The organism is Glaciibacter superstes DSM 21135, assembly GCF_000421145.1.
Lineage (GTDB): Bacteria > Actinomycetota > Actinomycetes > Actinomycetales > Microbacteriaceae > Cryobacterium > Cryobacterium superstes.
Genome location: NZ_ATWH01000009.1, coordinates 211,506 through 225,574 on the forward strand (window position 1 = coordinate 211,506; position 14,069 = coordinate 225,574).

The window sequence follows — 14,069 nt, forward strand, 5'->3', positions numbered from 1 at the left end:
GTCCGGATGGATCGGCGCGGATTGTCGAAACGTTTCGATTACGGTGAGGCGGAAAATCCTTTCGGGGGGTGATGCTGTTAGCGACTTCTTTGCGGGGACGTCGAACCGAGCTCGACGTACGCCGGCTCGATGAGCTCGACGTGCGGGTCGACGGTTCCCTCCAACTGGGCCATGGTGAGCTCGATGGCCCTGGTGCATGACCGGTCAGCAGGAAGGGGAATCACGTCGAGGGGCGGATTGAGGTGGTTGGTGTCGAAACTCGAACAGGCGGAGATGACCGACAGGTCATGAGGAACCCGGACGCCGCGCTGGTTCAGGAGCTCCAGAATCATCGACTGGACCGGTTCGTTGCTGTGCAGCACCAGTCCGGTCATGCCGGGCAGTGTTGCCGAGATTCGATCGACGGCGGCGCGCACCCCGGCCGAATCCTCCGCCGCCGGGGTGAACGCGGTGACCAGACCCAGCCGCTCGGCTTCTGCTGCGAAAGCGTCGCGGAAGCGAGGCGGGAAGTTGGATCCGCGCTGGTAGATGGCTGGAGCCTGGCCGATCAGACCGATCTCGCGGTGGCCCAGATCGGCGAGACGACGCACCGCCATCACCGCCGCCTCCTCGAAGTCGAGGTCGACGCAGACGAGCCCATCGGCGTCCCCTGGAATGCCGATGACACTGGCGGGCAGGCCGAGTTCTCGAACCAGCTGGGTTCGCTCGTCTGTGGTCGACACATCGAGCAGCACAATGCCGTCCACAAGCGAACTGCGCGCGACCCGGCGCAGGCCGCTGGTGGCTTCATCCTGGGTGAGCAGAAGCACGTCGTAGTCGAATGAGCGGGCCGCGGTAACGACCGCGAGTACAAAGGTCATGTGAGCCGGGGTGTCCGTGCCCGCGTGCAGCGGCGCACTCAACGCGAGGATGTTCGTGCGTGAGCCCTTGAGCATCCTGGCCCCGGCGTTGGCGCGGTAGTCCAGTTCGCGCACGGCGTCGTCGATCCGGCGGCGAGTGGTTGCCGCGATCGAACGCTTCCCGCTGAGGGCGTATGACACAGTGCTGATGGACACACCGGCGACGCGAGCGACGTCGTGGATGTTGGCCATGGGAACTCCGTTGTCTTGTCCAGGTGGTTTAGATTGTCTAAACGTTTCGACTGGTTCGTCCAGAAGCATAAGTGCGGCGATTCCCAATTGCAAGTCATTTGTGGTTTTTGGCCACAAATTCGTTTGGGTGACGCGTCCGCTCGGGCATGCCGGCACGAATGGCTGGCGCATTCGCCACCCGACCACGTAATATGTTCTTGGGCCCAACAAATCCCCGGCCCCACAAATCACCACTGATGCTGAATCGGAGCTCGACCATGTCCCTCACTCCCACCCGCGCCGACAAGTTCTCCTTCGGCCTGTGGACCGTCGGTTACAACGGCACAGACCCGTTCGGCGGTCCGACCCGTGCACCGCTCGACGTCGTCGAAGCCGTCAATAAGCTGAGCGACCTCGGCGCATACGGCCTCACCTTCCACGACGACGACCTGTTCGCCTTCGGATCAACGGATGCCGAGCGTCAGAACCAGATCGATCGCCTGAAGAAGGCCCTGGCCGACACCGGCCTCGTGGTGCCGATGGTCACCACAAACCTGTTCAGCGCCCCGGTCTTCAAAGACGGCGGCGTCACCTCCAACGACCGTGAGGTGCGCCGGTTCGCACTGCGCAAGGTCATCCGCCAGCTCGAACTGGGCGTCGAGCTCGGCGCCAAGACGTTCGTCATGTGGGGTGGCCGCGAGGGCGCAGAGTACGACGCGGCCAAGGACATCCGCCAGGCACTCGAGCGATACCGCGAGGCCGTCAACCTGCTCGGCGACTATGTCACCGACAAGGGCTACGACATCCGTTTTGCCATCGAGCCGAAGCCCAACGAGCCGCGCGGCGACATCCTGCTGCCGACCGTCGGACACGCGATGGCCTTCATCTCCACGCTCGAGCGCCCCGAACTGGTCGGCGTGAACCCCGAGGTCGGGCACGAGCAGATGGCCGGACTGAACTTCGCCGCCGGCATCGCCCAGGCGCTGTACCAGGACAAACTGTTCCACATCGACCTCAACGGCCAGCGCGGCATCAAGTACGACCAGGACCTGGTCTTCGGCCACGGCGACCTGCAGAACGCGTTCGCCCTCGTCGACCTGCTGGAGAACGGCAGCCCAGACGGCGGCCCGACCTACGACGGCCCGCGCCACTTCGACTACAAGCCGTCGCGCACCGAAGACGCCACCGGCGTCTGGGACTCTGCCGCCGCGAACATGCGCACCTACCTGCTGCTGAAGGAGCGCGCTGCATCCTTCCGCGCAGACCCAGAGGTGCAGGAGGCACTGGCCGCCTCGCGCGTGCCGGAGCTCTCGGTGCCGACGATCGGCGAAGGCGAGTCGTACGACGACCTCATCGCCGACCGCAGCGCATACGAGGACTTCGACGCCGACGCCTACTTCAACGGCAAGGGCTACGGCTTCGTGCGGCTGCAGCAGCTGGCGCTCGAGCACCTGCTCGGCGCCCGCAGCTAGTTCTCTGCATCGGCACCCGGCGCCGGCGCATCCACTGCGCCGACGCCGAGTGACCGCCCTCCTCCCCCATCCCCGGTGGCTAACTCAGGAGATCCGTTGACCGCGGCGGCGCAGGCCGCGGGATTCCGCGGTCGCAATGCGCCGATCTCCGGAATCTCCTGAGTTAGCCACACCGCACCACCGGCTCGAGCCGGTCGGTGCCGCATCCCCGCCTCAATACGGAGAGAAACACCCCATGACACTGGTTGCCGGAGTCGACTCGTCGACACAGAGCTGCAAGATCGTGATCAGGGACGCCGACACCGGCGTCCTGGTGCGCACCGGCCGGGCGGCGCATCCAGAAGGCACCGAAGTGGACCCCGCCGCCTGGTGGAACGCGCTCCAGGCAGCGGTGACGGATGCCGGCGGCCTCGCCGACGTCTCCGCCGTCTCGGTTGCGGCGCAACAGCACGGCATGGTGGTGCTCGACATAGACGGCGGGGTCATCCGCCCCGCGTTGCTCTGGAACGACACCCGTAGCGCCGCGGCAGCCCGCGACCTCATCGCTGAAGTCGGCGCGGAAGAGTACGCCCGCCGCACCGGCGTCGTTCCTGTCGCGTCGTTCACCGCGACCAAACTGCGCTGGCTGCGGGATACAGAGCCAGAGAACGCCGCTCGCGTTGCCGCTGTTGCCCTCCCCCATGACTGGCTGAGCTGGCGGCTTCGCGGCTTCGGCCCCGCAGGCGAGAGCGACCTCGGACCCGTGCTCAGCGAGCTGACGACCGACCGCTCTGACGCATCCGGAACCGCGTACTGGTCGCCCGCCACCGGCGACTACGACCTCGACCTGTTCGAACGCGCGCTCGGGCACGGAGCGGTCCTGCCGCGCGTGCTCGGCCCGGGCGAGGTCGCCGGCACGCTCGCCTCCCGACCATTCGACGGAGATTCTCCGGTAAACGGGCTGGAAAACACCGAATTCGGGGGTTTGCGGGCAGAATCTCCGTCGAACGGTTCCGCGACCGGGGTCGTGGTCGGTGTGGGGGCGGGCGACAACGCCGGTGCCGCGCTGGGGCTCGGCGCTCGCGCGGGCGACGTGGTGGTCTCCATCGGCACGAGCGGCACCGTGTTCGCGGTCACCGACGAGCCGACGACGGATGCCTCAGGTGCGGTCGCCGGGTTCGCCGACGCGAGCGGACTGTTCCTGCCCCTGGTCGCCACGCTGAACGCCGCCCGGGTGCTCGACTCAATCGCCGGGCTTCTCGGTGCCGACCACAACGAGCTGGGGCGATTGGCTCTCGAAGCCGAGCCCGGGTCGGGCGGTCTCGTGCTGCAACCGTATTTCGAGGGCGAACGCACGCCGAACCTGCCGGATGCGACGGCATCCGTTTTCGGACTGACCCTCGGATCGACGACCAGGCCGAACCTGGCTCGGGCCGCGATCGAGGGGCTGCTGTGCGGGCTTGCCGATGGTCTCGACGCCGTGCGCGCCCAGGGCGTCTCGGCCGAACGCATCCTGCTGATCGGCGGTGCGGCACTGAATCCCGCGGTGCAGGCGATCGCTGCGCAGGTCTTTGACGCACCTGTCGTAGTCCCCCAGCCCGGCGAGTACGTTGCCGACGGCGCAGCAGTGCAGGCGGCCTGGGCGCTAACCGGCGCCCGCCCGACGTGGTCGACGTCGATCGCGGCGGAACCGGCGCCCGACTTCCGGCCGGTCATCCGCGAGCAGTACGCCGCTCGCGTCGCCGGCTGACTTCTCCGCACCCCGCTGCGCACAACTCCTGCAGGATTCCGGCAGCCGCACGACCGGTCACCGGAACGACGGGCGACTCCGCCCGCCGCCGCGCACCAAGCAGGAGTCACGCGGTCGGCGGAATCGCGGCCGTCGTCGTGACCAGGGTGCGCCGCTCCCGCCACCCGTTTGCTTCGCACCATGTCGACGGTGTGACTAACTCAGGAGATTTCGCGCAGCATCCACCGTCCGCCGCACTGGTCCGGGATGCCGCGGCCACCCGCACGCGGATCTCCTGAGTTACCCACCAGTGGCTGACGACGCCCGCGCAGTGCGCAACTCCTGCAGAATCCCTGCTTCCACACCGCCAGGCATCGGAACGACAGGCGACTCCGCCCGCCGCCGCGCACCCAGCAGGAGTTATGCAGAGTGAACCGCTGCAGGAGGCGGGCCTACGCGAGCGAAAGCGCGGTCCAGGAGACCGGCGGCAGCGTCACCGAGATCACGCCATCTCCCGTAACAACCGACGAATTCTGCACCAGGCCGACGCGATCGGGGGCCTCCAGCGTGTTCGCGGCGTAGACATCCGTGTCGGACAGGGTCTGCGCATCAACGACCGCCACCCCACCGCCTGTACGACCGCCGAGCGCAGCCACGTTGATCTCCACGGTCACATCCTCGGTCTGCGAGCGGTTCACCAGAAAAACGGATGCCGTGCCGGCGTCTGCGTCATGGGTCGCGACCGCGTCGACGAGGGGCACGGTGCCATATACCTCGGTGTCGTAGGTGTCAGACTCGAGCCGCACCTCGAGCGCCGATCCGGTGGCCAGCTTCGACGTGAGCGCGAACGGGAAGAACGTCGACTGCTTCCACGCCGGACCACCCGGTTCCGTCATGATCGGCGCGATCACGTTCACCAGCTGGGCGAGTGAGGCGCTGGTCACTCGGTCGGCGTGCTTCAGCAGCGAGATCATCAGGCTGCCGAACACCACCGCGTCGGCGACGGAGTACACGTCTTCGAGAAGGCGCGGTGCGGTGGGCCAGTTGTCGATCCCTGTGATCACCTCAAGATTCTGATGGCGCGACAGGTACCAGACGTTCCACTCGTCGAAGGAGATGTTGATCGTCTTGTCACTGCCGTTGACCGCCTTCACATGGTCAGCAGTCGCGACCACGGACTCGATGAAGTGGTCCATGTCGACGGCCGACGCCAGGAACGAACCGAGGTCGCCGTCCTTCTCCTCGTAGTACGCATGGCACGAGATGTAGTCGACGTCGTCGTAGGGGTGCGTGAGCACAACGCGCTCCCACTCGCCGAAGGTGGGCATGTGCGCGCTCGACGACCCGCAGACCACCAGTTCGACCGACGGGTCGAGCTGCCGCATCGCCTTCGCCGTCTGCGACGCGAGCCTTCCGTAGTCGTCTGCGGAGCGGTGGCCGAGCTGCCACGGGCCGTCCATCTCGTTGCCGAGGCACCACATGCTGACGCCGAAGGCATCCGTTCTGCCGTTGGCGATCCGCTGGTTCGACAGCGTCGTGCCAGAACGGATGTTGGAGTACTCCAGCAGGTCGAGCGCCTCAAGCGGCCCACGAGTGCCGAGGTTCACTGCGAGCATCAGCTCGCTGCCGACCTTGCCCAGCCACGACGAGAACTCGTGCAGCCCGACCTGGTTCGTCTCGGTGGAGTGCCAGGCGAGGTCGAGGCGGGTAGGGCGCTCGTCACGCGGGCCGACGCTGTCTTCCCAGCGGAATCCGGAGACGAAGTTGCCGCCAGGATAGCGGATGGCCGAGACGCCCAGCTCCTTCACCAGATCGATCACATCTTGCCGAAATCCTTCTGCGTCAGCGGTCGGGTGCCCCGGTTCGTAGATGCCGTCGTAGACGCACCGGCCGAGGTGCTCGACGAACGAGCCGAAGAGGCGGCGGTTGATCGCTCCGACGGTGAAGTGCGGGTCGATGGTGAGGCGAGCGGTGGGCATGGGTCTCCTGATGGTGTCGGCGAGTTAACGTGGTGCGGTCAGGTGGCTTGCCGGGTGCGCGTCGAGTCGGTCTGGGCAGCGACGGATGCTGCGGGCTCGGTGGATGCGACGGGCTCGGTCGCCGACACCGGCACAGCTGTCGCGAGGCGCGCGCCGGCCTCCTCGAGCCAGGCCAGCGTCTCGCCCATGGCCGCGCGCGAGCTTCCGGCGAGTTCCGTCAGCGAGACCGCCGCCGCGAACCCTGCCGCATCGGCCTCGATGTGGCCGGCGACAAGCATGGCCTGCGCCCCCGCATCCATCGCCAGTGCCCTCAGGTACGACGGCACCTTGCCTGCCGCCGACTGGTCATCGAAGCGGCCTTCGCCGGTGATGACGACGGATGCCCCGGCGACGGCACGCGGCAACTCCAACGCTTCGCCGACCGCGGCCGACCCCGGCGCGATCGTGGCTCCCCACGCCAGCAGGCCGAAGCCGGCACCACCGGCGGCACCGGCTCCCGGGATCGCGGCATCGACCGCAACCAGGCCGGCAAGTCGGGCGAGATTGGTCTCAAGTTCGGCGATCTGCCGAGCGGCGGCACCCTTCTGCGGCCCGAACACGGCCGCGGCACCGGCCGAACCGAGCAGCGGGTTCGTCACGTCGCTGAGGATCACGGCACCGCCAGCCGGGAGCGGACGCAGACTGCCGAGATCGACCTGCGCGAGGTCAGCGAGACCGGCATTGCCCAGCGCAATCGGCGCACCGGCCTCGTCACGAAACATGGCACCGAGGACGGTGAGCGCGCCGGTTCCGCCGTCTGTCGACGAGCTGCCGCCAATGGCGAGCAGAAGACGGTCGACCCCGTGGTCGAGCGCGGCAGCGATGGCCTGGCCGAACCCAAGGGTGTGGGCGGTCTGCGGGCGAAGCGGGTCGAGGAGGGTGATGCCGCTGGTGCCCGCGAGCTCGACGACGCCGGTGCCGTTCGGCAGGAGCAACCAGTAGGCGGGCACCGTGCGGTCGTCCGGCCCCTGCACGGTCACCGGCATCCGTTTCGACCCCGGTACGGCGGTTTCGAAGGCTTCGAGCGTGCCTTCTCCCCCGTCTGCCATCGGCATCAGGCGCAGCTCGTCGTCTGGGTGCACACGTGCCCAGCCGGCGGCGAGCGCCCTGGCGACTTCGGTTGCGCTGGCCGTGCCCTTGAAGGAGTCGGGAGCGATGATGATGGCGCGTGCGGACATACCGTTCAGCATGGCAGGAATGGCGGCCCGGCGAACCACCACCAGGAACACCACAAGCGCCGTGATCTCGCAGACGGCCATCAAGACGACGGTGGAGCCGACGGTCACCGGCCCGAACGCACCGGCAAGTGGCGATACTGCCGCGCCGAGGGCCATGTTCGCTGCACCAAGCAGTGAGGCTGCGGTGCCGGCGCGACTCGGGTGCGGACCGAGCGCAAGCGCCTGGACGGCCGGGCCGATCAGGCCGAACGAGGCCGTGAACAGCCAGAGCGGAATCAGCAGGCCAAGGAAGCCGGCACCGGGGAACAGCAGGATGCTGCCCACCAACACGAGCGCCGACACCACCAGACAGGCCAAGGCCCAGGTCACGATACGGCGGGGCGGATGCCGCCGCGCCAACAACGAGCTCAGCTGGCTGCCGATCACCATGAGTGCACCATGCGAAGCGAACACCAGGGCGTATGAGGAGGGGTTCAGCCCGTAGACCTCCTGGAAGATGAACGACGAGGAGGCCAGGTAGACGAACATGCCTGACCAGACGAGGGCCCCGGCCAGCACGACCGCTACGTAGGCATGGTCTCGGCCGAGCGCGCGGTAGTCGGCTCGCAGGGCGGACGGCGGACGCTCGCGGCGCCTGGCCGTGGGGTTCGATTCGGCGAGCACGAAGGTCACCATGAGAATGAGCAGCACACCGAATCCGGCGAGTGCGCCGAAAATGCCCCGCCAGTCGGTGATGTGCAGGAGTGCAGCACCGGCGGAGGGCGCAAGCACCACAACGACACCGTTGACCATCGCCATCTTCGCCAGAGTGCGCACCATGAGCTGGCCGGAGAAGTGGTCGCGCACGATCGCGAGTCCGATCACCCCGCACGACGCGGACGCCATACCCTGCACAAAGCGAGCACCGATCAGCACCTCGATGGATGGCGCGGCGGCGCAGACGACGGATGCCACGATGTGCACCGCCAGCACCGTCAGAAGTGGGCGTTTGCGTCCGACGGCATCGGAGAGCGGTCCGCTCACCAGCTGGCCGACGGCCATGCCGACGAATGCCCCGGTGAGGGTGACCTGCACAAGCGCCGATGTGGTGTGCAGTTCGTCGCGGATCTGCAGGAAGGCGGGCAGGTAGACGTCCATGGTGAACGTCCAGATCACCTGAAGCAGGCTGAGCCCGGCGATGAAGAGCGCACGGCTGGAAGCGGATGCCGTCGGGTCGCGCCATGTGTACTGCGAGCCTCGCGCTGGCCGAACTCCCCGGTCACGCATGCGTCAGGCCATCTCCCGAAACAGGCGCTCGCTTCTTCACCTACGGCCTACGACTCGCGGATCAGACGGTACTCGAACGGCGCAAGAGTGACGCTCGCAACGGTCTCCCCAGACTGCAGATCGGTTCCGGCGAGCGCGAACTCCGCCGACTCCGCGCCGTGGTTGATCACCGTGACGACGTCACCGCGCCGAATGGCCTCGACGGTCTCGGGCAGCCCCCTTTCTGGCAGACCTCCTACGACGGGAGCAATACCCGCTTCAGCCAGAAGGTGACCGGCAACGGATGCCGTGCCGGCGGCATCCGGAATCGTCGCCAGGTAATACGCCCGGCCGTCACCCACAGCGCGCTGCGTGAACGCCGGTCTGCCGTCCAACCGACCACCTGCGAACGAGCCGAGCACGGTCGCCGTTTCGACGTGAATTTCCTCGGCCAGCAGCGTGCCGGTCACCTCGCCGAATGGCCCGGTGAACGGCGCAATCGCCTGGCCAGGCGCATCGGCGCCCGGCGACACCAGTGCGCCGAAATCCTCGACCCTCACGCCGAGCAGCGGCCCGAGCTGGGTGAGGAAGCCGCCTTCGCGAAAACGATCGTGCTCGTCGACCAGGTCGCTGAACGCGGTGACCAGCAGGTGGCCGCCGGCCAGGGCGAAATCGCGCAGATTAGCGGCACCGTCTTCTGGAAGCAGGTAGAGCTGCGGCGCGATGACCAGCCGGTAGCCGCTGAGGTCTGCTGATGCGCGCACCAGGTCGACCTGCGTGTGCTTTCGGTGCACGGCTGCGTGCCAGCGCTGCACGAGTGCGAGGTAGTCGAGCGCAACAGGGTGGTCTGGGTTCTCGATCGCCCACCAGTTCTCCCAGTCGAAGACGATGGCCACCTGGGCGTCGCGGGAGCCGCGCGGCAGCTCGGGCAGGGCCGCGAGTTCGGCGCCGAGCCCGGTGACCTCACGCCAGGTGCGGGTGTCAGTACCGGCGTGCGGCAGCATCGCCGAGTGGAACTTCTCCGCACCGGCGCGCGACTGCCGCCACTGGAAGAACAGGATGCCGTCGGCTCCGCGGGCAACGGCTTGCATGCTGAGCGCGGCCATCTGCCCTGGCGCCTTTGGCGCATTGGTCGGCCGCCAGTTGAGCGCGTTGCTGGACTGCTCCATCAGCAGCCAGGGCACGTCGGGTTTCAGAGAGCGCATCAGGTCGCGCGCGAACGCCGACGCGCGGAAGCTCTCCGGATCGTTCGGGTCTGGATAGCAGTCGTCGGTGATGACGTCCATCTCGGCCGCCCAGCGCCAATAGTCGGCAGGCTTGAACGCACCCATGAAGTTGGTGGTGACCGGCTGCGTTGCCCTGGCCGCGCGGATGATCTCCTTCTCCATCAGATAGCACTCGAGCAGTGCGTCAGAGGTGAATCGGCGGTAGTCGAGCAGCTGCCCGGGGTTGTGGCTGTACGGAGCCTTCCGCGGTGGAAAGACCTCGGCGAACGAACCGTAGCGCTGTGACCAGAAGAAGGTGCCCCACGCCTCGTTGAGGGCATCGATGCCGCCGTAGCGATTTTCGAGCCAGAGCCGGAAGGCGCCCTGGGCTGCATCCGAGTAGTCCAGGTTCAGATGACAGCCGTACTCGTTGTTGACATGCCACATGACGACCGCCGGATGCTGCGCGTAGCGTTCGGCGAGCCGGGTCACGAGGGCGGCGGCAAGGCTTCGGTACACGGGCGAGGTCGGCGCGAAGGCCTGGCGGCTGCCCGGCCAGTAGGTCGCACCGTTCTCGTCCTGGGGAAGCACCTCGGGGTAGGTCGCGGAGACCCATGGCGGCGGTGAAGCTGTTGCGGTAGCGAGGTCGACGGCGATACCGCCCTCATGCAGCAGCCCGATGATGCGATCGAGCCAGTCGAAATCGAAAACACCCTCTGCGGGCTGGATACGCGACCACGCGAAGATGCCGAGGCTGACCATGGTGACGCCGGCCTCACGCATCCGTTCGATGTCTTCTGGCCAGACGTCTTCTGGCCACTGTTCAGGGTTGTAGTCTCCGCCGTAGTGCATCTGGGCAGGCCTTTCGTGGGTCTGGTAATTGGTCTGGTCGCGGTGCCGTGCTGGCGTCTACACGCCGAGGTCCAGGTCGATGTAACGCACCGGTGCGCCGGTTTCGAGTGAGCGGTTGGCGGCGATGCCGACCGAGACCGCTCGCACGCCGTCGGCAAATCCGGCGACGCGGTGCAGCGGCTCATCGACCTGGGTGCGGTGGAAGAGGTGGTCGAGCAGGTACGCGTCTCCGCCGCCGTGGCTGCCGATTCCGTCAGGGATCTCGATTTCCTGTGCCGCCTCCCAGTGGCGCTGCAGGATAAGCCGTTCGCCGTTGGGGCGCAGGTCTGTGCGGTCCCTCTCATCGCCAGCCGCGGCAACCGGATTCGAATTCGGGTTGCTCGGGTCGACGACCACGCGGCCGTCGTCGCCGATCAGCACTGCGCCGCGTTCGATGACCTCGAGCTCTGCGCGTCCCTCGGTGCCGTTGACGGTGACGCGGTAGCCCTCCCAGGGGCTGTGGGCGTTGAGGGAGTAACTCATGGTGGCGCCGGTGTCGTAGTCAACGAGCACAGCGAGGTTGTCTTCGATGGTGATGCCCTCGTCGAAGACGTCACGGTCGCGGAGGTAGCCGTCGTTCTGTTCGACGTCGAGGTAGAGGCCCTTGTGAACGGCGTCGTGGCTGAGGTCGAGGCTGAACGGATCGTGGTCGGCGTGGCCTGTGCCGCGTTCCGGGCGCTCGCCGAGGCCGCGTGCTCGGGCGTTCTCTGCGCCGTAGAATCGCAAACCGCCGCTGGCGAAGACGCGCACGGGGGCAGCGTCGATCCACCAGTTGACGAGGTCGAAGTGGTGGGACGCCTTGTGGATGAGCAGGCCCCCGGAGTTGGCCTTGTAGCGGTGCCAGCGGCGGAAGTAGTCGGCGCCGTGCACGGTGTCGAGCGCCCACTCGAAGTGCACGGAGGTGACCTGGCCGATCGCGCCGGAGCCGATGAGGCGCTTGAGCGAGCTGTTGCGAGGGCTGTAACGGTAGTTGAAGGTGGTGATGACGTCGTGGCCGCTCTCCTGCATGGCGGCGTGGATGCGGCGCACGCCGTCTGCGTCGGTGGTGAGCGGTTTCTCGACGACGACGTCGGCGCCGGCCAGGAGTGCGCGGGACACGTATTCGGCGTGGGTGAAGTCTGGGCTGGTGACGACGACGCGGTCGAGCTTCTGCTCGGTGACCATGCGCTCGATGTCGGTGACCGGGTAGCGCGTCGGGGCCGGCAGCGCGGCATCCGTGAATTGTCGTTCGTAATAGTCGAGGCGGCCCGGGTTGGTGTCTGCCCAGGCGACGAGGGTGGCGACATCCGCGTGGTCGCCGATGGTGGCGCCGATGTACATTCCAGCGCGGGAACCGGTGCCGATGAGCCCGTATCGTTCTGGGGCGGTGTTCATGGTCTTCGAGTTCCTAACCGGTGCGCGACGCTGTGCGAGGGGAGCGGCACCTGGGGCCGTGGGAAAGCGTTATCCGCTCCTGCTCATTTCTATCAGCCCCGGCCCGAAGCTGCAATGTCGATGCGCACTCCGACGCTTTCGGCTCGCCTCCTCCTCCTCCTCCTCCTCCTCCTCCTCCTCCTCCTCTGGGATTCCCCTCGTATCGTGGAGATATCGCTAAGGAGGAAACGGCGATGGATACACGACGGAAGTTCGATGCGGAGTTCAGGGAAGGCGCGGTGCGGATCGTCCACGAAACGGGCCGGCCGATCGCTGCTGTTGCTCGGGAGTTGGGCGTGAATGAGGGTACCCTGGGCAACTGGGTGGGCCGGGACCGGCGGACCCGTGACGGCGGGGACGGTGCGCTGAGCGAGAGCGAGCGTGCCGAGCTGGTCCGGCTGCGGCGGGACAATGCGGAGCTGGCGATGGAGCGTGATGTGCTCAAACGTTCCACCGCCCTCTGGGTGAAGGAAGCGATGGGGCGGTAGACCTTGCCGCCTCGGTCGTGTCCCAGAGGGCGGAGCACGGGATCCCGTATGCGGTCTCCTGTCGGGCGTTGGGGGTGTCGCAGTCCTGGTTCTACAAGTGGCGTCACGGCGACGGGTCGGTACGCCGGGCGCGGCGTGCGGGGTTGTCGGCGATGATCGGGTCGCTGTTCGCGAAGCATCACGGCACGTACGGGTCGCCACGGATCCTTGCCGACTTGCGTGCGCTGGGTTGGCAGGTCAGTGTGAACACGGTGGCCGCGCTGATGGCGGAGCAGGGCTTGGTGGCCAGGAAGAAACACCGCTGCAGGTCCACGACCAGACCGGACAAGTCGGCGCGCAAGGCGCCCGACGCGGTGCGGCGGGACTTCAGCCCGCGTCCGCTGCCGGATGTCACCTGGGTTGGCGACGTCACCGAGATTCCCACCGATGAAGGTAAGTTCTACCTGGCCGACGTGCTGGATCTGCATTCGCGGCGTTGCGTGGGGTTCGCCATGGATTCCCACCACGATGCAGCGCTGGCGCGGGCGGCGTTGTGCATGGCGATCGCGATCCGTGGCGGGACGGTGACCGGAGTGATATGCCACACCGACCAGGGCGGCGAGTACACCGGGGAACTGTTCGCCGACGCCTGCCGGAACGCACACGCCACTCAGTCGATGGGGCGCACCGGTTCGGCGCTGGACAACGCGGTCGCTGAATCGTTCAATTCGTCCTTGGAGTTCGAGCTGCTCCGCCAGAAGCGCTTCATTACCCGGGAGCAAGCGCGCCGTGCGGTCGCGGCATGGATCGAGGAATACAACACGGTCCGGCGCCATTCGACGAACGGGATGCTGTCCCCGGTGGACTACGAACACGCGCAAGCCCGCGTCCGGGCTGAGGCAGATTCCGGATCGGAAGCGGCATGAACGATTGATGGAGGCGGCTGACGCCGCCGCTGTCTTCCCGCCCGGCCCTTTCGGATCGCCGGGCGGGGCCGTGCAGGTTACGGGGCCACCTCTCCCGCCTCAAGGGTCGCTACGCGATCGCTGCGCGACGGCCTCCGGCCGCCCTTGACCCGCGAGCCTCCGCGGCCCCTGACCGGCGGCAGCACCGGCAGGCCACAGCCTGCCGCACCCGATGCACGACCCCGTCCGGCGATCCGAAAACACAAAACCCACTTAGCAAAGTCTCCACGGTTTCAGGGGATTGACATATGGGTGGCTGGTGCCCCCTTTTTTGTCAGCGGAGTCTGTGGGTTTAAGTCTGAAGGTTTAGAAGGGTGGGATGTCGGGGGGGCCGTTCTTCACGGGTTCGATGTCGGGTGTCGTGATCGCGGTCGCTCCCAGCGGGGATGACCATTTGAGGACGCCGCCGGGTTTCTGGGTCAGTTTCCACGCTGTGA

The 14,069-nt window shown here is 67.1% G+C and carries 9 protein-coding genes; 4 read left to right on the plus strand and 5 right to left on the minus strand.

What is annotated here, in order from left to right; genetic code table 11:
* Positions 1-77: 77 nt before the first annotated feature.
* A complete protein-coding gene (locus K323_RS0114060) occupies positions 78-1,091 on the minus strand; it encodes a LacI family DNA-binding transcriptional regulator (RefSeq protein WP_022885920.1) in 1,014 nt (337 codons plus the stop codon).
* 257 nt (positions 1,092-1,348) lie between these two features.
* Between K323_RS0114060 and xylA the strand changes: the two genes are divergently transcribed.
* Both xylA and K323_RS0114070 read left to right on the plus strand, forming a co-directional pair.
* Positions 1,349-2,542 (plus strand): xylose isomerase, encoded by a 1,194-nt coding sequence (gene xylA, locus K323_RS0114065; RefSeq protein WP_022885921.1) that lies wholly within the window; start codon positions 1,349-1,351, stop codon positions 2,540-2,542.
* Between the two features lie 235 nt (positions 2,543-2,777).
* Positions 2,778-4,271, plus strand: coding sequence for a xylulokinase (locus K323_RS0114070; protein ID WP_022885922.1), 1,494 nt, complete (start codon positions 2,778-2,780; stop codon positions 4,269-4,271).
* A 431-nt stretch (positions 4,272-4,702) separates the two neighbouring features.
* Here the strand turns inward: K323_RS0114070 and arfA are convergent, their stop codons facing one another.
* Genes arfA through K323_RS0114090 form a run of 4 tightly spaced genes read right to left on the minus strand, consistent with a single transcriptional unit; the run spans position 4,703 to position 12,161 of the window.
* Complete coding sequence (gene arfA / locus K323_RS0114075) at positions 4,703-6,229, minus strand: arabinosylfuranosidase ArfA (protein WP_022885923.1); 1,527 nt, start codon at positions 6,227-6,229, stop codon at positions 4,703-4,705.
* 38 nt (positions 6,230-6,267) lie between these two features.
* The gene (locus K323_RS30765) at positions 6,268-8,712 is read right to left on the minus strand and encodes a glycerate kinase (protein WP_022885924.1); all 2,445 of its coding nucleotides are present in this window, start codon (positions 8,710-8,712) and stop codon (positions 6,268-6,270) included.
* 47 nt (positions 8,713-8,759) lie between these two features.
* Entirely contained in the window at positions 8,760-10,748 is a 1,989-nt protein-coding gene (locus K323_RS0114085) for a beta-galactosidase (protein WP_022885925.1), read from the minus strand.
* Positions 10,749-10,805: 57 nt separating this feature from the next.
* Complete coding sequence (locus K323_RS0114090) at positions 10,806-12,161, minus strand: Gfo/Idh/MocA family protein (RefSeq protein WP_022885926.1); 1,356 nt, start codon at positions 12,159-12,161, stop codon at positions 10,806-10,808.
* Positions 12,162-12,394: 233 nt separating this feature from the next.
* Here K323_RS0114090 and K323_RS0114095 point away from each other — a divergent pair, with 233 nt between their 5' ends.
* Together K323_RS0114095 and K323_RS0114100 are read left to right on the plus strand one after the other, a co-directional pair.
* Positions 12,395-12,688, plus strand: coding sequence for a transposase (locus K323_RS0114095; protein WP_022885267.1), 294 nt, complete (start codon positions 12,395-12,397; stop codon positions 12,686-12,688).
* Between the two features lie 17 nt (positions 12,689-12,705).
* A complete protein-coding gene (locus tag K323_RS0114100; protein ID WP_022885266.1) occupies positions 12,706-13,593 on the plus strand; it encodes an IS3 family transposase in 888 nt (295 codons plus the stop codon).
* Positions 13,594-14,069 lie beyond the last annotated feature (476 nt).

Excerpts from the sequence above, each read along its gene's own strand:
- K323_RS0114085 (WP_022885925.1), bottom strand. The coding sequence starts at position 10,748 with ATGCACTACGGCGGAGACTACAACCCTGAACAGTGGCCAGAAGACGTC.
- xylA (WP_022885921.1), top strand. The coding sequence starts at position 1,349 with ATGTCCCTCACTCCCACCCGCGCCGACAAGTTCTCCTTCGGCCTGTGG.
- K323_RS0114060 (WP_022885920.1), bottom strand. The coding sequence starts at position 1,091 with ATGGCCAACATCCACGACGTCGCTCGCGTCGCCGGTGTGTCCATCAGC.
- K323_RS0114070 (WP_022885922.1), top strand. The coding sequence starts at position 2,778 with ATGACACTGGTTGCCGGAGTCGACTCGTCGACACAGAGCTGCAAGATC.
- K323_RS0114095 (WP_022885267.1), top strand. The coding sequence starts at position 12,395 with ATGGATACACGACGGAAGTTCGATGCGGAGTTCAGGGAAGGCGCGGTG.
- arfA (WP_022885923.1), bottom strand. The coding sequence starts at position 6,229 with ATGCCCACCGCTCGCCTCACCATCGACCCGCACTTCACCGTCGGAGCG.
- K323_RS0114090 (WP_022885926.1), bottom strand. The coding sequence starts at position 12,161 with ATGAACACCGCCCCAGAACGATACGGGCTCATCGGCACCGGTTCCCGC.
- K323_RS30765 (WP_022885924.1), bottom strand. The coding sequence starts at position 8,712 with ATGCGTGACCGGGGAGTTCGGCCAGCGCGAGGCTCGCAGTACACATGG.